Here is a 21,726-nt window from a genome sequence, read left to right on the forward strand (position 1 = left end):
ATGCGACTTCTGTCGATTCTTCCGACGGTGTATATCTTGTACCGGCATTCGTCGGTCTTGGAACACCGTACTGGGACAGCGATGCCCGCGGAGCTGTCTTCGGATTGACTCGTGGTACGTCCAAAGCCCACTTTGTCCGGGCTACACTGGAATCACTCGCTTATCAAACGAAAGATGTGCTGGATGCAATGATTGCTGATTCCGGCATCGATTTGAAGGCCCTTCGTGTGGACGGTGGAGCCGTGAAGAACGATTTCCTCATGCAGTTCCAGAGCGACATGCTTGGTGTGCCTGTTGAGCGGCCGGTCGTTCAGGAAACAACAGCACTGGGGGCTGCCTTCCTGGCAGGACTTGCCGTGGGTTATTGGAAAGATAAAGATGAAATTAAGCAGCATTCTGATAATGAGCGTACGTTTACGGTAGAAATGAGCAAAGAGGAACAAGATAAGTTGTACAGCGGCTGGAAGAAAGCTGTAGAAGCAACAAGACAATTCAAGTAATGAAGAAGGGCACCTTTTTTCCATGGAAAGAGGGTGCCCTCTTACATATTGTCAAAAGGGAGTGAGTATGGATGAAGAAAATAATGAATGAACCTGAACAAATTATTCATGAGATGTTGGACGGTTTGACGTCTGCCTACCCTGAAAAATGAGACGCCTGGAAGAAACTACGGTGATTGTAAGAAAAGACGCACCCGTGGAAGGAAAGGTCGGGATAGTGAGCGGAGGCGGGAGCGGACATGAACCCGCTCATGCTGGTTTTGTTGGCAAAGGCATGTTGGACGCAGCCGTTTCCGGAGAGGTGTTCACATCTCCTACTCCTGATCAAATATTAGAAGCCATTAAAGCCGTTGACAGCGGAGCCGGCGTCCTGCTGGTCGTCAAAAACTATACGGGAGATGTCATGAACTTCGATATGGCTAAAGAGTTGGCAGAAGCAGAAGGAATTGCCGTAGAAAGTGTGCTTGTGAATGATGACGTAGCCGTCGAGGATAGCTCATTTACGACAGGCAGACGCGGGGTCGCCGGTACGGTGTTCGTCCACAAAATTGCCGGGGCGAAAGCAGAAGAAGGAGCTTCCCTTGAAGAAGTCAAGCAGACAGCTGAACACGTTGTTCATAATGTCCGGACGATGGGGGTGGCACTAAGCCCGTGCATCATGCCGACATCCGGGGAGCCGAGCTTTCATTTGGAGGACGGTGAGATGGAACTCGGGATCGGCATTCACGGGGAGCCGGGGGTGGAGACCAAGCCCCTGGCCACCGCAGACGAAATCGCCACAGCGCTTCTGGACAGTGTGCTGTCAGAATTGGAGCCGGTAGGAAACGACCAGGCTGCGGTCATGATCAATGGGATGGGAGCTACACCGGAGATGGAACTGTACGTGTTTAACCGCAAAGTACAGGAATTGCTTGCCGAGAAAGGGGTTTCCGTTTGTCGTACTTTTGTTGGGGAATATATGACATCCCTTGAAATGGCAGGCTGCTCTCTGACTATATTGAAGGTGGATGACGACTTGAAGGCGTTATTGAATGCGCCGTCCGAGGCTCCCGCATTCCGTTATTGAGAAGGAGGAGTATACGATGTTGAACGTCGAAAATACCATCCAATGGATGATGATTACGAATGAGAAGTATCAGGAACAGAAAGATTATCTCACCTCCCTGGACCGCGCGGTCGGAGACGGCGATCACGGTATTAATATGGCTAGAGGGTTCAAGGAAGTGGCTTCTGCTCTGGAAGACGGGTCCTTCAGCGACGTTTCAGATGTGTTGAAAAAGGCAGCCATGACCGTGATGTCAAAAGTGGGCGGAGCATCTGGCCCCCTTTATGGTACCGCATTTTTGAAAATGTCGACGGCATGCAAAGGAAGAGACGTCGATGCGTCCGTCTTCAGTGAAATGGTGCAGGAAGCACTGGAGGGTTTGAAGCAGAGAGGAAAAGCAGAGGTTGGCGAGAAGACGATGATCGATGTGTGGTCTCCAGTCGCCGAAGCAGTAAAAGAGGAAGGCACTTGGGAGCCTGTGAAATGGAAAGAAGCTGCAGAAACGGCAATGGAAGCTACAGAATCTCTCCAAGCGACGAAAGGACGGGCTTCCTACTTGAAAGAACGGTCCGTCGGTCATCTTGATCCTGGTGCTGTCTCTTCCTTTTACTTATTTGAAGCGCTGGCATCTGTGGAAGGGGCTGAGTGATCATGTCGAATGTCGGAATCGTGCTTGTTTCCCACAGCGATAAGGTGACCGAAGGAATAAAAGAACTGTTGGATCAGGTTGTCGGCAGCGTTCCGGTCGTATCTGCCGGGGGGAGTGAAGACGGTGGGATCGGGACAAGCTTTGACCGAATTCAAACAGCGATTCAGTCGATCGAAGCAGAAAACGTTCTTGTTTTTTTTGATTTAGGAAGTGCAAAGATGAATGCGGAAATGGCGATTGAAATGAGCGAACAGGTGAAAGCTCAGCTTGTATCCTATCCTATCCTTGAGGGTGCTTATTTAGCAGCGGTGGAAGCAAGCATCGACAAGTCGTTGGAGGATATATTGGCCTCCTTGCAGAAAGAATTCGGCAGGGACTGAAGAACCGGGGGATCCTTCCCCCGGTTTTCTGTTTTTTACAACGTCTGACAAATTAGAAAACTCAAACGAATCGGAATATGATACGATGGAAATAAGATAACGGTTTCATAAAAGGAGGGAATGAAGATGAGAGTATCACTCAGAACGAAGATATCGGGCTTGGTTCTTTCATTGCTCCTTCTTGTCATTGCCCTCCTTACCGGTGCGTTTGCTTATATTGAGAAAGAAGATGTAGAAGATCAAATGGGACAGCTCGCTCTTCGTGTTGCGAGTACCGTCTCCTTTATGCCTTCTGTCCAACAGGCGTTTCAGCAGGAGGACCCGTCCAGGACTATTCAACCCATTGCGTTACGAGTGCAGGAAGAAACGGGAGCGGAATTCGTTGTAGTCGGCAATGCCGCCGGCATCCGCTATGCCCATCCGGACCCGGACAAAATCGGGAAGAAGATGGTTGGTGGCGATAACGATCGTGCGGTGATGGACGGGGAGTATTACGTTTCCACCGCTGAAGGTTCGCTCGGTCCTTCAATGCGGGGAAAGGCACCGATTTACTCCAATGACGGGGATATTGTAGGTCTCGTGTCGGTCGGTTTTCTGTTGGAAGACGTGCGTTCTTCTGTTTGGAAGAAGATGAGCCACGTCTTCGGTATCGCTCTCCTGACGTTATTGATCGGGGTCATCGGAAGTCTTTTCCTGGCACGCAGTATTAAGAAAGACACGCTTGGTCTCGAACCATATCAAATCACCTCCTTCTATCAAGCACGGCAGGCAATCCTTTCTTCGGTCAAAGAAGGAATCATTTCCATAAATGAACAGGGAAATGTCACGATGATCAATAATTCCGCCATGGAGCTTTTGAACATCAAGGATAAGACGGAAGGACGACCGATTAAGGAAGTCTTTCCTAATACGAAGATGCTGGAGGTCTTGAGGACGGGACGGATGGTGAAAGATGAGGAAATGCGCCTCCAAAACAAGATTGTCATCGTCAACCGAACCCCGATCATCCAGGAGGACAAAGTCATCGGTGTCGTTTCCAGTTTTCGTGATAAAACGGAGGTAAGGGAAATGGTGCAGGCGTTATCAGAGGTGAAGCGTTATTCAGAAGGCCTGCGTTCACAAACGCATGAGCATGCCAACAAAATGTACCTGCTGCTCGGCCTTCTTCAATTAGGGAAACAAAACGAAGCCGTCGCGATGATCGAGGAGGAGTACACCTATGCGGAGAAGAACAAACGGATTATTTTCGACCGCATCGGGGATGACACCGTACAGGCGATCCTGGCAGGCAAGATGAGTAAAGCGAGTGAGTTGAAGGTGGAGTTTGTGATACAGGAAGAATCGGAGCTGCAGCGGGTCCCGAGTCATATCAGCAGGACGGATCTTGTGACGGTCCTCGGAAACATCATTGATAATGCTTTCGAAGCCGTACAAAATCAGGAGGAAAAACGGGTGGAGTTCTTTGCGACAGATGTGGGGGAAGCAGTCGTTTTTGAAGTGACGGACAGTGGCGGGGGGATCCCGGAAGATTCTTTCTGCTATTTGTTTATCCGGGGATATTCAACAAAACAAGGGGAAATGCGCGGGTATGGTTTGTCTAATGTTAAAGAGGTCATAGACAAGCAGAAGGGATCGATGGAAATCAGTGATGCGCCGGATGGAGGAACCGTGTTCTCCATTTTCTTCCCTAAAGTGAAAGGGGCGGATGAGTATGAAAGTGATGGTCAGTGAAGATGATTTTCGGGTGGCTGACATGCATGCACAGTTTTTGCAGAGCATGCCCGGTATTACAGTGGTAGGAAAAGCGCTGAATGCGTCAGAGACGCTGGTGCTCCTCGAGGAAAAGCGGCCCGACCTGTTACTGCTCGATGTGTATATGCCGGACAGGCTTGGTGTTGAAATTCTTCATGAAATCAGAGAAACTGCTTTGGAGGTGGACATTATCATGATCACGGCCGCCAAAGAGAAAGAAGTTGTTGAACAAGCCTTGAAATACGGGGTCGTCGATTATATTATCAAGCCGATTACACTGGAGCGCTTCCAGCAGACTATAGAAGACTACCGCCGCAGGCGTACGTTATTAAAGAATGCCGACTCTTTCGATCAAGCGGGGATCGACCGCCTCCTGAAAGCTTCGGCACTGATAGAAGCGGAAGAACCGATTCACGTACCGAAAGGAATCGATCCACGGACGCTGAAAAAAGTCGAAGGGCTGCTAAGGGACTCCGCGGACGGATTGACGGCGGAGCAGGCCAGTAATGAAATGGGAGCATCGAAGACGACGGCACGAAGATACTTGGAATACTTAATCAGCATCAGGAAAGGGAAGGCGGAGATGAATTACGGGCGGGTAGGCAGGCCGGAGCGGAAATACTACAGTAATAAATAAAGCCGGACGTGACGTCCGGCTTTATTTGCTCTGCAGTTTAACTGTTATGAAAGTCTTTCTTATCTAGTTCCCATCTGTGGTGAATGAACAATCCCCCTGAGCACCCTCCCCCCAGGACACTGGCTTCTTCACGATGTAGTTATCCTGCCGTCGGACATCTTTACGGTCCGATCGACGTAAGAAAGCAGTTCTTCTTCGTGGGTGATCATTAAAGTTGTGGTACGGGAAGACTGGGTCACATCCTGGATCAGCTCCATAATTTCGATGGAACGTTTCGAATCGAGACTCGCTGTCGGTTCATCGGCAAACAGCACCTTTGGATCATGGATGATCGCCCGTGCCACGGCCACCCTCTGTTTTTCGCCGCCGGAAAGCGAGGAAGGATAAGCGTTTGTCCGGTGTGTCATGGCGACTTTATCCAGGGCCTCCCGGATCCGCTGTTTCTTCTCCCTTTTATACGCTGTCCATCCGGAGACATCCAGCATCATTGCAAGCTGCTCTTCCACGGTCAGGAAAGGAACAAGGTGGGAAGATTGAAAAATGAATCCGAATGCTTCCGCTCTCGCCTGCCGCATGGCTTTTTTATTGTTGGAATCCAAAACCTTGCCATCAAAGATGACTTCGCCTGCGGTAGCAGGTTGAAGTCCTGCTGCAATCGTAAGAAGTGTGCTCTTTCCCGAACCGGATGCACCTGTCAAAGCGGTCCATTCCCCTTCTTTTAAGGATAGGTTAATTCCCTTCAGTACCTCTTCTTCCACCTCTCCGCTCTGAAAGGTTTTCTTTATCTGTTTCAGTTCTAAACGTTTCATCTTATGCATCTCCTCGTTGAATGGCTGTGAGTGGATCAATTCGCCTGATTTGAACGGCAGATAATGTCGAACCTGCAAATCCGACAATGAAAAACACGAGAGACAAGCGCAGAACGGTTTGTACCGACAGCGAGTAAGGCGTACCTTCAGGGAGAAGGTGGATCAGGTTCAAACTGACGGCACTTGCAGCCACAATGGATAAGACGATGAGTACCCCCATTTGAGTCCACATCATTTGAAAAAGTGTCCTCGTCCGCAGCCCCAAGGCTTTTAGAATTCCATACATCCCAACTTTCTGTACATTCATCATGTAGAAGAAGACAGCGAACAACAGGCCGCTGATCCCGACCAGGAACCAGACGATCATGGTCAATGTGGTCTGTTCGGCTTGGTAACTAGGAATGGTAGTTAAAAATTCTTGTTTTGAGAAGGGGCGTAATTCTGTAGTGTTCTTTTCATCTGATGCAACGAGAACCTGCCACTCCTTCAGTCCTGTCATCCTTTGGTAGGTGGACTCGTTTAGCAAAGCGACAGGGGAGTGGTTAAACCGTTTATGGTCTGTGAACCCTGCAATCCGCAGCGGTTCTTTCAACAAAGGTGTCTGAATCCATTCTCCTTCCGACAGCCCTTCTTTCTTAAGCGATGAATCTAGGATGACCTCCCCATCGCCGACCTGTTGTACCTGTTCCGGTTCATTAGAAGAAAAAAAGGCTACCGTATGCTTTTCTTCCTGTTCACCTGTCATCGTTCCCATCTGAATGGAAAAAGCAAATATCCCGCTTTCCGCTTCTGTCGACGGGATGGTCGACTGTGCATAACACCCTTCTGCTCCTGCATTTAAGTGAAAAGTTTTGTCAGGCATCTGCTTGACCAACGAAACGTTATCTTCCGACAACCCTTCGGAAAGTCCGGACAAGATAAAGGTCATTAAGCTTAATAGAAAAACGATGGATCCGAGCAGCAGAAATCTTGCTTTATTTTTCTTCATTTCCTTCCATGCCATATTCATCTACTTCATTCCTCTCTGTTCTTTCTGCTTCCATGTTAATCATCCTGTGTGAACAGAAGGTGAATGAAAGATTACAGCCTTGGCAGGGTGACAAGGAAAGTGGACCCGGAACCAGGTTCACTGTGTAAATGGACGCTCCCATCATGGAGGTCGATGATTTCTTTGACGATGGAAAGCCCCAGTCCAGTACCAGGCACAGATCGGGATCTGGCTTGATCCGCTCGGTAGAAGCGGTCGAATACCTGCTCCTGCTCCTCTTCTGATAAACCGATGCCGCAATCCGTTATGGAGACGTTTATCTCATCCGCTGTGGCGGTTCCCTGAATCGATATTGTCCCCTCTGTGCTGTTATACTTGATTGCGTTTGTCAGCAAATTTTCCCAGACTGTATAAAGTAGAGCTTCGTTCCCAAGGCAGATCATTTCGTCCAGATTGTAGCTGATCGACATCCCCGCTTCATCTATTCTCCAGTGATACCTTCGTATCAATTGCTTTAATTGGCCGCTTACGTCGACCGGGCTCTTCTTTATGTTTTCTTCTTCCGGAGAAAGCGAAGAGAGAGTCAGCAATTGACTGGATAAGGCAGACATCCGTTCTGCTTCTTCCTGGATGACGGCCAAATATTTCTGCCGCTCTGCATGCGGAAGATTGTCATTCTCCAGCAGACGGCTGTATCCCTGAATATTGGAGAGCGGCGTCCGGATGTCGTGGGATACGTTTGAAACGAAACTTTTTCTCATTTCATCCAGCTTGCCCAGCCGGGTGATCATGTCATTGAAACGGCGGGCCAGCTGGCCGATTTCGTCTTTCCTTGTCACCTTCAAGTAAACACCGAACCCTTCTTCGCCGACCTTGTTGACAGCAGCCGTCAATTTCCGGATGGGGTGAATGATCAACCCTGACCAAATCAGCATAGCCGCAAGACTTAATAATACGATGGCAGCAACCATCCACGCGAGCAGGATGTGAAGTTCATTGAACAGCAGTTCGATGTCCGGCCGCATGAACAAGGCGTATCGTGTTCCCTCATATGTTAGAGGCACCCCGACGGTGTTCCGCAGTTCATTGGCGAAGAAGCCTGTCACAAACGTCTCCTTCGGAAAATCACGCATACCATGATAGATGTCTCCCTCGATCACCCGGCTGACGGCGGATGCCGGCAAATTATGTTCATTAAAGGAGCGTCCAAAGTATTGTTTCCCTTCCTTCTCACTGAAAAGGTAGAGCTGATAGCCGGTGGAGGCGGTATGTTCAAGAAAATCCTCAAGGCTTTTCTCTGTTTCTCCATAGGCAGCCATTTGAAGCGCAATCTTCGTGTTCTTCGTGTCATTCTCCGGCTTCAGCTCATTCTGATAGTAAAGATTGGAAAGGAGAAATCCGGTAACAGCGCTTCCAATCATAATGAACAACGTCGTCCATAGGAATTTAGAATACAGGGTTTTCATAAAAGAGACGCCTCCAACTTGTAACCGATCCCCCGGACCGTGGTAATTTTGACAGATGATTCAGCGCCGGCCAGCCTTTCTCTGATTCGTTTGATGTGCACATTGAGCGTTCGCTCATCGCCTTCAAAATCGAGTCCCCATATTTGCTCAATCAGCATATCACGCTGGAGGACACGATTCGGGCGGCTGGCTAATAAGCTTAACAGTTCGAATTCCTTGAGAGGGAGTAGAAGATGCTGCCTGCCGATTGCCACTTCATAATTTTTTCTGTCTATGATTATATCTCCGGCGCGGACGACCAAATCAGCCGGTTTATCATAACGTCGCAGAACGGCTCGTATTCGGAAGACCAATTCCCTCGGCTCAAACGGCTTCACGATATAATCATCTGTCCCCGCATCATAGCCCTGTTCTTTATCGTAGAGCTCTCCTTTAGCTGTGAGCAGGATTACAGGGTGGTCATAAAATTTACGAATTTCTTTTGTTAGCGAGAAACCATCCAGCCCCGGCATCATCACATCGACAATGACGAGATCAAAGGATTCCTTCTCGAGCATAAGAAGCGCTGCTTTGCCGTCTTCAGCAGTCCGTGCAAGGAACCCTGCCTGTTCTACAGTAAGTTTTACAAGATCCAATATATGGGGATCGTCATCAACGATTAAAATGGAAATCATTCATTTCATCCTCTCTTTACTCCTTCTTTCCCTTTACCTTTACACAGTAAAGTGAACAGAAGGTGAACGGATAACCTCATCCTTCCCATTTTACTATGTAACTAAAAAACAAGTCTGTCATGGAATTGATAAAAATCGTAATAATTACTGTTTACAAATAGTAATGATTACGATAATATAAGTTTGAATAAAAGGAGGAGAGAGAACTTGGTTAAGAAATTACTAGGAATCATCAGTTTACTTACTGTACTAATTGCTCTTGCTGCATGTGGAAACGATACGGAGAGTAGTGGAGAAGGAGAAAAAGAAACCTCGGAGGAACCGCTGAAGATATTTACCACGGTGTATCCGCTCCAGTTTTTTGCTCAGCAGATTGCAGGGGATGGTGCTTCGGTTGAGTCCATTCTCGCACCAGGTTCAGATGCGCATACATATGAACCGACGACGAAGGAAATGATAGAAATCGCGGAAGCAGATGCTTTCCTGTACAACGGTGCAGGGCTTGAGACATACGCACAGAAAATCTCTGATTCTATTAAGGATGAAGATGTGACGATTTTAGAAGCGACGGATGGAGTAGAACTGGCGGAACACGCCCATGACCATGATCATGGAGATGATCACGACCACGGACACAGCCACGGAGATCAGGATCCGCACGTCTGGCTTGATCCTGTCCGTTCCATAAAAATGGCAGAAAATATTAAAGATACACTGGTAGAACTTCGTCCGGAACAAGAAGAGGTATTCGAGCAGAATTTCGAAGAGTTAAAAGGTCAGCTTGAAAGCCTGGATGAGGAGTTCCGTACCCAAATTGACAGCCTTCCGGAGAATAAAATTATTGTCTCCCATGCAGCCTATGGATATTGGGAAGATTTATACGGCATTGAACAAATCGCAGTTTCCGGTTTAAGTCCGACGAATGAGCCTTCGCAGAAAGACTTACAGGGGATTGTTGAAACTGCGGAGAAGTACGGCTTAAACTATGTGCTTTTCGAACAGAACATTACACCGAAAGTTGCGGACGTCGTCCGGGAGGAAATAGATGCGGAAACATTGCGTATCCATAACCTTGCAACATTAACAGAAGAAGATATCGATAACGGGGAAGACTACTTTTCTTTAATGGAGAAGAATTTGGATGTTCTAACCAAAGCGCTTTCTGAAAAGTCGGACGTTGATATAGAAGTGGAGGAAGAGCATGGACATGATCATGCCTTAAGTGAAGAGGAACAGAAGATCTATGATGGATATTTTGAAGACAGCCAGGTAAAAGACCGCCCCCTTTCCGATTGGGCCGGTGACTGGCAGTCTGTCTACCCTTACCTTCAAGACGGCACGTTAGATGAGGTGTTCGCACATAAAGCGGAAGATGAAGGAGATAAGACAGAAGCGGAGTACAAAGAGTACTATGAAACAGGCTATAAAACAAATGTCGATCGTATCATCATGGAAGAAGACGGCAGCGTGACTTTCTTTAAAGACGGCGAAGAGAAATCTGCCATGTACAGTTATGATGGCTATGAGATCCTGGAATACGAAGGAGGAAATCGCGGCGTCCGCTACATTTTCAAGAAGGAAGACGGATCAGAAGGAATGCCTGCTTACTTCCAATTCAGCGACCACAGTATCGAACCGACAGATGCTGGACATTATCACCTCTACTGGGGAGATGATCGTGAAGCACTGCTTGAGGAAGTGACAAACTGGCCGACTTATTACCCGAGTGACATGGACGGAGAGGAGATAGCTCATGAAATGATGGCTCACTAATTTAATTCCTAAGAAAGCATATCCGAATTGGATATGCTTTTTTTTTCTGTTTTGCCGGCTTCGTTGTTACTTTCTATATCGTAAATTTTATTTGGTTAATTAGCTTTATTGCATTTAATATAGAATATTTTGAAAACGGTTACATTTCTGAATTCTTTCGATACACTATCATCAAGGAACGACAAATAGAGAGGGGTTATTGCATGAAACACATGTGGAAACTAGGGGCTTTATTGATTGTATTATTTTTGGCAGCGTGTGGGGGATCGCAAGCGTCCGGTGATGGAGATGATGGAGAATGGAAGCCGGATCGAAATGTTGAAATCGTTGCTCCGGCGGGCGCTGGAGGCGGATGGGATACGACAGCAAGAACCGTCGGTAAAGTGTTGGAGGAAGAAGGGATTATTGAGAAGAGCGTAGGTGTCGTCAACAAAGAAGGTGGCGGCGGTGCGGTAGGCTGGTCCTACATCGACAGTACGAACGATCCGCACAACATTTTTGTCTCCTCTCCACCACTTATTTTCGTTCCATTGAATGGACAGTCACAATTGTCTCATGAAGACTTTACACCACTTGCTAATATGATTGCAGACTATGGTGCTTTTGCCGTCGCTGATGATGCGAAATGGCAGGATTTAAATGAGTTGTTTGAAGATATGAAGAAAGATCCGGAGAGCGTGACGGTAGTCGGAACTTCTTCCCCTGGTTCTATGGACCATATGCAGTTCGTGGCCATTGCGAAGGAAGCCGGGGTCGACATCAAGAAGATCCGCTACGTATCTGCACAAGACAGTGGTGGAATGACGCAGATTCTCAACGGCAGCGCTGATGTCTATTCCACAGGGATTGCGGAAACGGTGGAGCAGGTGAGAGCGGGTAAGGTGAGAGTACTTGGTATTACTGCAGAAGAGCGTTTGGAAGGGGAAGTGCTGTCTGATTTCCAAACAGCCAAGGAGCAGGGAATCGATGCGACGTTCGTTAACTGGAGAGGCTTCTTCGGACCTGGAGATATGACCGACGGGCAGGTGAAATATTACGAAGAGAAGTTGAAAGAAGTCAGTGATTCCGACGCTTTTGCGGAAATGCGTGACAGCTACGGCTGGAACGAACTGTACATGGATTCCGAAGAATACAGTAAATACTTGAAAGAACAAAAAGAAGAGCTCTCCGGATTGATGGATGAGCTTGGATTAGGAGAGTAAGACAGGAAAGGGTCGCTTCGACCCTTTCTATTTACCATTAAGGTGAAGGTGATGCATATGTTGAAAACGTTGAATCAAAAATTAAGTATTTTTCTCATCTTGTTTGCGTCCGGTTACTTGTATTTGAGCTACAACTTGAAGGAATATCCTTACGTACCAGTCGATTCGGATCTCGTTCCAAAAGTTCTCGGATATTTATTGATCGTTCTTGCTATTTTCTTATTTTTTGACCGCTCGTCGGAAACCGAAGAAGCAAAAAAACAGAGGGAGGTTCCGAAGAAAGAGATTCTCTTTCTACTGGCAGTCGGCGGTATGATCTTCGTTTACATCTTTCTGTTGGAAATCCTCGGATTCGTCATCACTTCCACACTGTTTATTTTCTTCTGTTCTTTGTTCTTAGGCTACAGGAAGTATAAGACGAATGTGCTGGTTGCTGTCCTGTTCCCGCTGGTGATGTATTTATCGTTCAACTACCTGCTGCAAATTCGACTGCCGCAAGGTTTATTACCATTTTAAAGGTGTGAGTAGCTATGGGTGCAATGGAAGGGTTAATGCAAGGGATTCAAGTCGCATTTAGTCTGCAAGGTATATTATTTGTATTCATCGGAGTCATGGCGGGTACATTGATCGGTATGATGCCCGGTCTTGGACCAATCAGTGCTATCGCGATCATGATTCCGATCACTTATGGAATGGACCCGTCAATCGCACTTGTCATGATGGCCGGCGTCTATTACGGTGCCATCTTCGGAGGTTCGACATCATCGATTCTATTAAATGCTCCTGGTGTTTCCGGGACCGTTGCCACAGCGTTCGACGGCTATCCAATGGCTCAGCGCGGGGAAGCTGGAAAGGCATTGGCAATCGCAGCTATTTCCTCCTTCGTAGGTGGAACGGTTTCCGTAGTCTTGTTGATGTTGTTTGCCCCGGCTTTGGCTCAAGTGGCGGTCTCATTCGGACCGGCTCAGTATTTTGCTTTGATGTTTCTCGGTTTGACAGCTATTGCAAGTCTGTCTGATGGGTCTACAATTAAGGCGTTGATTGCGGCGACAGTCGGTTTTATGGTCGCCACTGTTGGTATTGACGGCCAGACAGGAACAGCTCGCTTCACATTTGATACGCCTAACTTATTGGAAGGAATCGATTTTCTTGTCATCGCCCTTGGACTCTTCGCTTTAGCTGAAATCTGTTTTCTTGTTATTCGAAGAAAAGATAAATCGCTGCAAAGCCAAGGGGATATCGGCAGTTTGAAACTGTCTAAATCCGATTTTAAAGAAATGCGTGGGCCGATGACAAGGCAGTCCTTCCTAGGCTTCCTGTTAGGCGTACTTCCCGGGGCCGGTGCCACGATCGCTTCCTTCATCGGTTACATTACCGAGAAGAAAATCACGAAGCGTCCGGAGGAATTCGGAAAAGGTTCTGTTAAAGGATTGTCTGCTCCTGAAACGGCAAATAACGCGGCTACAAGCGGCGCGTTCGTTCCACTTTTAAGCCTTGGTATTCCGGGATCCGGTACGACCGCCGTCATGCTAGGCGCCTTCCTTGTACTCGGCATCCAGCCTGGACCGCTTCTTATGACGGACAGGCCGGAAGTATTCTGGGGAATCATTGCAAGTATGTATATCGGTAACATTTTCCTGCTTATTTTGAATCTGCCGCTGATTCCATACATCGCCAAGATTCTGAAAATCGCTCGTCCGCTGCTGATTTCGCTTGTCGCCATCTTCAGTTTGATCGGTGTATATGCCATCAGCTTCAGTACGTTCGATTTGTATTTACTCCTGATCTTCGGTGTCATCGGTTACTTAATGCGTCTGTTTCAGTTCCCGGCAGCACCGTTCATTCTCGCTTTCATCCTTGGTGGTATGATGGAGCAGTCGCTTCGTCAGGCGTTGACGGCTTCCGGTGGGGATATGATGATCCTCGTCTCTGACCCTGTATCCATCAGCCTTTACATTGTAAGTATTCTTTCATTCGTTATTCCTTTCATTCGCAGTAAAAAGCAGACGAAGAAAGAAGAAGAGGAATCAGAAAGCAACTCTGCATCAGCATAAAAGAAAAGCAGGCATCTGCCTGCTTTTTTTGTGTCATCTTATTCAACGCGCAGTTGTTGACGGGCGAAGTCATGATAGAGCGCATGTTTCTCAAAAAGTTCCTCATGAGTGCCGATTCCTGTGACGTGTCCTTTCTCTAAAAAGATGATTTGATCGGCATCCACGATCGTTGAAAGCCGGTGGGCGATGACGAGCGTGGTTCTGCCGTTCATCAAATTCTTTAAGGCCTGTTGGACGACGATTTCGGATTGACTGTCGAGACTGGATGTCGCTTCATCCAGCATGAGGATTTCCGGATCCCGGAGCAGGGCTCGGGCAATGGCAATCCGCTGGCGCTGTCCCCCGGATAGTTTGATGCCGCGCTCCCCGACCTCTGTGTCATATCCATTGGTGAATGCTTCGATGAACGTATGCGCATAAGCCATTTCAGCAGCTGCTTTCACTTTTTCAAAGGGAACTTCTCCCTCCAGACCATAGGTCAAGTTTTCACGGATCGTTCCTGCATAAATCGGGCTCTCCTGAGATACATAGCCGAGTTTCCGTCGCCAGGACTTTAATGTGAACGCATCGATCGGTTCATTCCCATAGCGGATGACTCCTGAACTTGGTTTGTAAAATTGTTCGATTAAAGAGAACAAGGTCGTCTTCCCGCTTCCGCTTGGCCCCACCACTGCCGTAACCTCTCCTTTCACAGCTGTAAATGTTACATCATGCAGAATCCTTTCATCAGGATCATACCCAAAATGGATGCCGTCGATGATGAGACTGTCATCTCTTGTGTATACATCATGTCCTTCCTCCAATTTCTCTTCTTCCAGCGTAAGGATGTCCATCACTTTCTCTGTGGCTCCGATCGTTTTCTGGAATTGGGTCGCAAAGAAAACGATCTGGGTGATCGGCATAATGATCTGAAACAGATAGATAAAGAAAGCGGCAAGTTCTCCGGCAGTCATGGCGCCGGAAGAGACACGGATGCCTCCGAAGCCGATGATCAGAACAAGGACGACGATGATCAGCGAAGAGACGAGAGGAGACATTAATGCCTGGATGACGCCTTCCTTCAATCCCAGTCGGTACAGCTTATGTATGCCTGATTTACCTTTATCCCATTCCATGTCTTCTGCATTCGATGCTTTTACTAAGCGGATTTCAGAGATGACACGAGTCAGGTTGGCGGAGAAGCTGGCCGTCTCGGATTGGAGACCGCGGGATATTTCCGCCATTTTCTTACCGGTGGGAATAAGGAACAAAAGGGAAAGCGGAATGATCGAAAACATGACGAGCGTGAGCGGCCAGTCCAGGTAGAACAGGATGACGATTGCTCCTGTCACCGAGATGATCCCTGTCACGAATCCGGTGAAATGATCGGTGATCAAATCGCGGATCACTCCGGTGTCGTTCGTCATCCGGCTGACGGAATCTCCTGTTTCGTGTGTATCGTAATGCGATACAGGAAGGACCAGAAGCTTCTTCCACAGCCTTTCCCGCAAGGATGCGATGATATGCTGGCCGACACGGGCGAGCATGTACACAGAAACACCGCCGGCGACCGCCTGAATCAGGAAGGCTGCTCCGATTCCAATAAGGATGGGGGTATTCAAGTCCTTCCAATCGAAATCGTCGATCAATCTGCTTGCAAAAAGCGGGATGGCAAGGCTTGCCAAAGTTGTGAGCAGACTTAGGAAGAGGGCAGTGCTGAATAGGATCTTCGGTGGGTCTGTCGCTTTGACCAAGCCCAGAAGTTGTTTCCATTTCGGTTGTTCCGTCAATGAGTTCATCCAAATACCTCACTTTTAGTGGTGGTTTCTTTCTATTAATTATAACGGAATCACTGAGAATGAAGGTAATAAAGAAGACTGGATTAGGAAATCCAGTCTTTGTTCTTTAACTGTTCAATGGAGAGCAGTGGAAGAAGGTTATCAAAGATGTGCGTGTTGCCTTCTGTTACGGAATAAGCACCTCGATACTCCCGGGAATTGGTTCGGAATTGAATCATCCGTTCGTAAGCGAGAAGGGCGAGTTCTTTATTATCGATTTGAATAGCATACTGAATCATTAAACTGTAGGAAGCAGGAGACTCATAGGGGACGGTTGTTTTTTTGGACTTAGAGTCATATCGTCCATATACGACCCCGTTATTTTGCCATTCAGCCAGGAGGAAAGAAGTGAAGGTGGTGTCTTCTCCATAATGCTGCGCCCGGTTGGAAGCTACAATCAGCTGATCAATCATATTTACTTCTTCCTCGAAGCGGAAATTCCCGTTTTTCACTCCATAGGATTTCGGATAAAAGCCGTTTTGCTCCGGCAAGTTGCGCAGTATTCCTAACATGTGATCAAAGCTTTCCTGACTGATATGCCCACGTTCCAATAAGATATCCAGACTCTTTGGATCTAAGTAAGACAGAGTCAAAGATCCAGGAGTATGGGAGTTTGTGCGGTCATAGAAGTCTACAAGTGTGTCGCTGCGGAGCAGGTGATCACCGATGAATTTTCCGATTTCATCGGCCGTTTTTTTATAAGCAGGAACAGACCATCTCTCGGAGGCAAGGTAAAGGGCGTTCATAATTCTAAGGTCATCCACTAAAGCATTAGTCATGACCTCCGCTTTGCCGTTCTTGGAAAGCTTCCAATGAATGAATCCATCGTCCATAAGAAATTTATTATCCAGAATGCGGTACATTTTACGGAAGCGTTTTTGATCGTTCGTTTCCAGAGTATAGAGAAGATACAGCCCCACCGATTCCGAGAGCGCTTCCCGGCCACGGACTTCGTCACTGTCAATTCCCGTTTCATCTTTCAGGTAGGTGGCCAGCGTCCCGTTTTTATTGGTCATCGACCGCTGAATAAAACGGAGAGTATCTGCATTATCTGCGTGACCTGAGAACGAACCGAATACAAAAAATCCGAAGGCAAGACATGTCATCAGCAAGACTCCAATCGTTGTTTTCTTCATGGTCTATCCACCTGTCGATCATGCGGAATGTTTCTCCGAAGGCTGTTTTCCTTTAAATCTCTGAGTTTTGTACCAAGTCACTTCTTGTTTGAGAAGAACACGCTTCGTTTCAAGATATGTGGCATAGACAACAAGAATGATCCACAATTGGGAGTATGAGAAATACATGAAAAGGACGATGAAGAAATTTTTCCAAGTCAGTTGTCCCTGTTCGAAGCTGAGTGCAAGCGTCACTTCTGTTACAAATAAGAGGAATCCGAGAACGAGCAGTACAATGGATACATTTCCGATGGACAAGTTCAGGTCCTGGAAAAGATTCCAGATGAAAAGAAAGTGGGAGACGATGACACCACCGAAGAATAAAAGGTACGTAAAAAGAAAATACAGAAGATCAATAATGATTTTCTTTCTTTTCATACGGTGGAATTGCAGCAGGTACTTCAGGATCACATATTCGTTTCCGCGCGCCCATCTAGTCCGCTGTTTCCACCATACTTTCAGATGCTCTGGTTCTTGCTCCCATGTGATGGCAGCGGGGAAGAAGCGGATGTGGTACCCAAGATTGTATACTCGAAAGCTGAGTTCCGTATCCTCGGACAGGGCTTTCTCATCCCACCCGCCCAGTTCTTCCAGAATCGATCTGCGGATGGCAAAGTTTGTTCCTGGAATCGTGGCCATCCGGAACCAGAACCAACGCCCTGCCTGGGCGAGCCATTGGAAGGTGATCGTTTCTATATTAATAAGCCTGGTCAAAAGGTTTCGATTGCTGTTTGTGACACGGAACTTACCGACGACGGCTCCAGCTTTCTTATCATTCATTAATCCGAGAGCCAAGTTATAGACCGCCTCAGGTTCTGGAGTGTTATCTGCATCATAAACCACGATCATATCCCCGGTCGCTGCCTTTAATCCTTGGTTTAAAGCCCCTGACTTTCCCTTACCTGCATGAGGAGGCTTAGTGTGAACAGCACGTATCATTGGATGTGCTGCTGCGTAAGTATCTACTATATTTCCTGTGTTATCGTTCGAGTTGTCATTAATGACGATAACTTCAAGCTTTCCCTCTGGATATTGAAGCCGGAGCATCGCATGAAGCGTCTCGTCGATGACAATTTCTTCATTATGAGCAGGAATCAGGATACTCACCGTCGGCATTTCTTCCTGCTTCTTCTCCCAAGCTGCTTTTGTCTTCCGAAATTGAAGAAAATGAAGGTATCCTCCCTGCATGAGAAACATGTGATAGAAGAGCATGATCCAGATTAAAAAAAGAGAGGTGTATAATAACAAATCAGCCAATGTGTCTCCTCCTTTTCTCTTTCGTTATCCTTCTCTTGGAAAGAAATGCAGCAGCAATGAAGAAAATAAGGACAGGTATAACGGTGCCTACCATACTCCACATAATTTTCTCTGCGGATGTTTTCAAGAAGTAGGTGAATCCTAATCTTGTATCAGTCGTAGAGGCGATAATAGTTTGGTTTGTTTTGACCTCCCCATCGACTGCTTCGATTGTTAAGTCTCCACTTGTGACGCTTGCATCCTCTTTATTCATGTCGATCCAATTTACAGGGAGATGATCGATTTTATCCAGTACTTCCACCAGGCGTTCCGGCCCTAAATAGGGGTGATAAAAAAAGAAACCATGCCATCCCGCAGAAACATCTGTTTCTCTGCTTTGGCGGCTATTTCATCTGCTGATTTTTCATTATCGGGATCTACATATCCAGATGTTTCTGGAAGGAGACTCATCCCATGAAAGAAAGAGGGAGACGATTTATAAGGAACGCTGTCCATGACCTCCCAATTTTTATCGCTCAGCTGCACCTGTCCGACATAGGTGGAGAAGGAGGCAGAGACAGTCCGGTAACCGTTCTGTGACATGGTGTAGTGCGGAGCTTCGAACGCTAGTGGCTTTAATCCAAAGCTGTTCAATTCACGAATGCCTTGTGAAAGCTTCCGGTTTATATACGTACGTTCAAAGTCTTTCTGCTCCTCCCTGTGTGCTTCGTATTCTCTTGCATTAGAGAAGTCAGCACGGATTTTCAAGGGTGTATCTTCCGCTGCATCCTTATAAATCGGAGTGTTATTCTTCACGTCCCAGAACTCAAAACCTTCTCCTGTTTCTGTCGCATGGTACTGATGGGTATATCCGTGCAGAACCACAGAGCCGCCGTTGTTCTGCATGTATTTTAATGTCTTCAGTACTTCTGGATAATCAGACAAGTGGGATTGCTTCCCTGTATCCGGATTTGTGTAGACAGGAATGACAGCAATCATAAAAGGAATATCTCTGTCAATCAGAACATCAGCAACTGCTCTCAATTTAACCGGGTCAACAAGTGGATGGACGTCTTCCAGCCGAATATATCCTGGATGTTGGTGCTCATGATCCATGTTGAAAAAGGTATGGAGGACTTCACCGACCGGTATGGAGGAGTCAGACATCAAATTCGTGACCCCGATATAGTAGGAGTTCTCTTGTTTTGTAATCATGGGATGAGTATGATCGCCTCCAACCGCTTTTACCAGGACATCTGATCCCGGCCCTGGTTTGATGGAGTGAATGCTTTGAACAGAACTGTTAAACTTAGTGTTTTCGTTCTGGGTTAAGTAAAAGCTGTGGACTGTTTTTTCACCGTTCGCCTCTGCGAAACGATAGCGGCTTCCCAATTGCTCCTGGTTATACCCGAAGACAGCTACCTTCCCCTCGTACTCATCCACTGCACGAATCCATACCTTAGGAAGCTGGTGCTTCTTCATTCCCTGGTAGACCAAATGAGTGACCCCGTTTAAATCACTTTTCTTAAATTCGTCCACACTGATTATCTTTATTTCTTTTGTAAAGTGGGTAAGAAGCATATCGAGTTTCCGCTGGTTTTCATTCATTTCTCCAGTCTCATTCGAATAAACAACCAGGACATCAGGCTCCTCAACATTGTTGTCTGCCAGAATGACGACGGGAGATAAAGCGGTCAGGAAAACGATCATGCATGACAGCCACCAAATTTTTTTCATAACTTATCTCTCCTGTGTTTTTTAATTGGTACAAACGTTCACTATAAAGAACGAAAAAATAAAAAAATTTACTGATCGTATTTTCGCCATCTGCTCTTTTGTATAAATGAGATAACTATTATCATAACTGCTGATGAAAACCCGATGATCAGTCCGCTCCAAGGCACAGATGCAAGGATGGAGAAAATGGTTGCTTTAGGTTGCTCCGGCACAGGTTTTTGCTCGTGATGTTCAGCCAGAACAACACCCTTCTTCTTCCATGTTAATTCTGCCTGTTGACTAATATCCTTCCACGCAATAGTTGGAACGTCGTTCATAGTTGCAATCATTTCTTCTAAACCATCAGGACCGAGGTAAGGGTGGTAGAAGGCACTCATTACGCTGTCTCTGGCTGCGGACAACTGGTGAATTCTCCGTTCCATATCTTCAATGGAAGACTGGGCATGTTTCTTGTATCGCAGCGTCTCCGGAATAAGAGCGATTCCTTTCAAGAATGATGGGGTGGTGAGGAAAGGGGACTCGTCCATGATTCTCCAATTGTCATCGCTTAATTGCAGTTGGCCCGTATAAAGAGTAAAGAAAGGACGGACACTCTCATACCCGTTTTGTGGAATCATATAATGGGAAGATTCAAAAGAAACAGGCTCCAAACCATGTAATACCAACTCTTCGGTTCCTTTTCTGATCCGTTCTTCAATTACTTCTTTTGGAAGTTGGGAGTCTTCTTCACAGCCTATGAATTCGAATCCGCTACCTGTTGGAAGAGAACATGCCTGATCTGTATATCCGTGTAAGACGATAGCTGCCCCCTGGGATTGAAGGTCCTTTAAAACTTGAAGGAGATCGGGAGCATCTGATAATCGGTAGCGCTCTCCTGTTTTTGGATTAACGTACACAGGAGTGACAGAAATCATAAAGGGAATATCGTTCTCCAGGAGGACGTGAGCCGAATCTTTCAACAATTTCGGATCGAGAAGGGGATGGACGTCTTCTAATCGGAAATAAGCAGGATGCTCCTTTAGGTGATCGATTTCTAGAATATAGTGAAGTACTTCCCCGAAAACTATCATGTCATCGAGGGTCAATTCGTCGGCAGCATAATAATAATAGTCTCCTTTTTGAAGGAGAAGAGGATAGTGTCTTCCCGCTGTAATCCATTCCTTCGTTGCATCCGAATTCTTAATGTCGGAAATCTCTCTTTTCTCTGGAAGTGGAAGAGTATGGTTATCCTGATTTGTGACTGTATATTGGTCCACTTGGACTGTTCCTTGATGATTAATGAAATGAAAAGGCCTGAATTGTTCGTAGTTATGACCAAAAGCAATTATTTTACCTGGGAATTGATTTATGTATTCCTTTACCTCTTTTGGAATTTTCAACTTCACTTCGCCGAAGTAAATCAGGTGGGTTGCCTCTTTTATATGGGATTCATTTAAATCATTGGCTGCAACGATTCGAACGTCCTTGGTAAAATGACCAGCTACCATATCCAAGCGGTGAATGTTTGGTCCCGGATCCTCTTGAGTCGATGAATAGACGACAAGAATGCTTGGCTGCACTTCTTCAGCTGCTACAGGTTCTGTTATCAATGTGCTGAGGAGTAGAACGCTCCATATAAAAAGAATAGTTAGAAAACGAGACACAAGCAGACCTCCTTTTATCGGGTGTTCTTTGTAGGTTAATATCATTCTTTATAAAGAACAATACAGGAAAGGGGAAGATATTTCAATAATAGATATGTCAAAATAAAACGGATCTTTTTGTATAACGAACGATTTCGCATAAGAGTAAGCATATAAAAAACTATCAAAATTCATAGAAAATTACTACAT

The 21,726-nt window shown here is 46.6% G+C and carries 19 protein-coding genes and 1 pseudogene; 10 read left to right on the top strand and 10 right to left on the bottom strand.

Features of this window, described 5'->3' with window-relative positions:
• The 6 genes and pseudogenes from D479_RS02005 to D479_RS02030 form a co-directional block, all read left to right on the top strand.
• A partial coding sequence (locus D479_RS02005) for an FGGY-family carbohydrate kinase (RefSeq protein WP_008633076.1) occupies nucleotides 1–500 on the top strand: 500 nt, incomplete at its 5' end.
• A 71-nt stretch (nucleotides 501–571) separates the two neighbouring features.
• Nucleotides 572–1,566, top strand: a pseudogene (gene dhaK, locus D479_RS02010) (dihydroxyacetone kinase subunit DhaK).
• Between the two features lie 16 nt (nucleotides 1,567–1,582).
• Nucleotides 1,583–2,194 carry a dihydroxyacetone kinase subunit DhaL gene (dhaL, locus tag D479_RS02015; protein WP_008633083.1) on the top strand — a complete coding sequence of 204 codons (612 nt, stop codon included), beginning with the start codon at nucleotides 1,583–1,585 and terminating at the stop codon, nucleotides 2,192–2,194.
• A 2-nt stretch (nucleotides 2,195–2,196) separates the two neighbouring features.
• On the top strand, nucleotides 2,197–2,574 hold the full coding sequence (gene dhaM / locus D479_RS02020) for a dihydroxyacetone kinase phosphoryl donor subunit DhaM (RefSeq protein ID WP_008633086.1): 378 nt from the start codon (nucleotides 2,197–2,199) through the stop codon (nucleotides 2,572–2,574).
• A 126-nt stretch (nucleotides 2,575–2,700) separates the two neighbouring features.
• Complete coding sequence (locus tag D479_RS02025) at nucleotides 2,701–4,305, top strand: sensor histidine kinase (protein ID WP_008633087.1); 1,605 nt, start codon at nucleotides 2,701–2,703, stop codon at nucleotides 4,303–4,305.
• A complete protein-coding gene (locus tag D479_RS02030) occupies nucleotides 4,286–4,963 on the top strand; it encodes a response regulator (protein ID WP_008633089.1) in 678 nt (225 codons plus the stop codon). Before D479_RS02025 ends, D479_RS02030 begins: the two co-directional genes overlap by 20 nt.
• Before the next feature lie 128 nt (nucleotides 4,964–5,091).
• On the opposite strand, the gene D479_RS02035 is transcribed toward D479_RS02030, so the two are convergent.
• From D479_RS02035 to D479_RS02050, 4 genes are all read right to left on the bottom strand, one after another.
• Complete coding sequence (locus tag D479_RS02035; RefSeq protein WP_008633091.1) at nucleotides 5,092–5,772, bottom strand: ABC transporter ATP-binding protein; 681 nt, start codon at nucleotides 5,770–5,772, stop codon at nucleotides 5,092–5,094.
• A 1-nt stretch (nucleotide 5,773) separates the two neighbouring features.
• The gene (locus D479_RS02040; RefSeq protein WP_008633093.1) at nucleotides 5,774–6,781 is read right to left on the bottom strand and encodes an ABC transporter permease; all 1,008 of its coding nucleotides are present in this window, start codon (nucleotides 6,779–6,781) and stop codon (nucleotides 5,774–5,776) included.
• A 71-nt stretch (nucleotides 6,782–6,852) separates the two neighbouring features.
• Nucleotides 6,853–8,226: a HAMP domain-containing sensor histidine kinase gene (locus D479_RS02045; RefSeq protein WP_008633094.1), complete on the bottom strand. Its 1,374-nt coding sequence runs from the start codon at nucleotides 8,224–8,226 to the stop codon at nucleotides 6,853–6,855.
• Nucleotides 8,223–8,900 (bottom strand): response regulator transcription factor, encoded by a 678-nt coding sequence (locus D479_RS02050; protein WP_008633101.1) that lies wholly within the window; start codon nucleotides 8,898–8,900, stop codon nucleotides 8,223–8,225. Before D479_RS02050 ends, D479_RS02045 begins: the two co-directional genes overlap by 4 nt.
• Before the next feature lie 207 nt (nucleotides 8,901–9,107).
• On the opposite strand from D479_RS02050, the gene D479_RS02055 reads away from it, so the two are divergent.
• From D479_RS02055 to D479_RS02070, 4 genes are all read left to right on the top strand, one after another.
• Nucleotides 9,108–10,673 carry a ZinT/AdcA family metal-binding protein gene (locus tag D479_RS02055; protein ID WP_008633104.1) on the top strand — a complete coding sequence of 522 codons (1,566 nt, stop codon included), beginning with the start codon at nucleotides 9,108–9,110 and terminating at the stop codon, nucleotides 10,671–10,673.
• Nucleotides 10,674–10,885: 212 nt separating this feature from the next.
• Entirely contained in the window at nucleotides 10,886–11,875 is a 990-nt protein-coding gene (locus tag D479_RS02060; protein WP_235601513.1) for a tripartite tricarboxylate transporter substrate-binding protein, read from the top strand.
• Nucleotides 11,876–11,932: 57 nt separating this feature from the next.
• Nucleotides 11,933–12,391 (top strand): tripartite tricarboxylate transporter TctB family protein, encoded by a 459-nt coding sequence (locus D479_RS02065; RefSeq protein WP_008633108.1) that lies wholly within the window; start codon nucleotides 11,933–11,935, stop codon nucleotides 12,389–12,391.
• A 14-nt stretch (nucleotides 12,392–12,405) separates the two neighbouring features.
• A complete protein-coding gene (locus D479_RS02070; RefSeq protein ID WP_008633113.1) occupies nucleotides 12,406–13,929 on the top strand; it encodes a tripartite tricarboxylate transporter permease in 1,524 nt (507 codons plus the stop codon).
• Between the two features lie 38 nt (nucleotides 13,930–13,967).
• Here D479_RS02070 and D479_RS02075 read toward each other — a convergent pair whose 3' ends face one another.
• From D479_RS02075 to D479_RS02095, 6 genes are all read right to left on the bottom strand, one after another.
• On the bottom strand, nucleotides 13,968–15,707 hold the full coding sequence (locus D479_RS02075) for an ABC transporter ATP-binding protein (RefSeq protein ID WP_008633114.1): 1,740 nt from the start codon (nucleotides 15,705–15,707) through the stop codon (nucleotides 13,968–13,970).
• An 83-nt stretch (nucleotides 15,708–15,790) separates the two neighbouring features.
• Nucleotides 15,791–16,882, bottom strand: coding sequence for a glycosyl hydrolase family 8 (locus D479_RS02080; RefSeq protein WP_008633115.1), 1,092 nt, complete (start codon nucleotides 16,880–16,882; stop codon nucleotides 15,791–15,793).
• Nucleotides 16,883–16,900: 18 nt separating this feature from the next.
• The gene (locus D479_RS02085) at nucleotides 16,901–18,178 is read right to left on the bottom strand and encodes a glycosyltransferase (RefSeq protein WP_008633116.1); all 1,278 of its coding nucleotides are present in this window, start codon (nucleotides 18,176–18,178) and stop codon (nucleotides 16,901–16,903) included.
• Nucleotides 18,171–18,479 (bottom strand): hypothetical protein, encoded by a 309-nt coding sequence (locus tag D479_RS19760; RefSeq protein ID WP_008633117.1) that lies wholly within the window; start codon nucleotides 18,477–18,479, stop codon nucleotides 18,171–18,173. Before D479_RS19760 ends, D479_RS02085 begins: the two co-directional genes overlap by 8 nt.
• A 14-nt stretch (nucleotides 18,480–18,493) precedes the next feature.
• Complete coding sequence (locus D479_RS02090; protein WP_008633118.1) at nucleotides 18,494–19,894, bottom strand: polysaccharide deacetylase family protein; 1,401 nt, start codon at nucleotides 19,892–19,894, stop codon at nucleotides 18,494–18,496.
• 68 nt (nucleotides 19,895–19,962) lie between these two features.
• Complete coding sequence (locus D479_RS02095; protein WP_008633119.1) at nucleotides 19,963–21,537, bottom strand: DUF2334 domain-containing protein; 1,575 nt, start codon at nucleotides 21,535–21,537, stop codon at nucleotides 19,963–19,965.
• Nucleotides 21,538–21,726: the final 189 nt, after the last annotated feature.

The organism is Halobacillus sp. BAB-2008, from assembly GCF_000328325.1.
Classification (GTDB): domain Bacteria; phylum Bacillota; class Bacilli; order Bacillales; family Halobacillaceae; genus Halobacillus.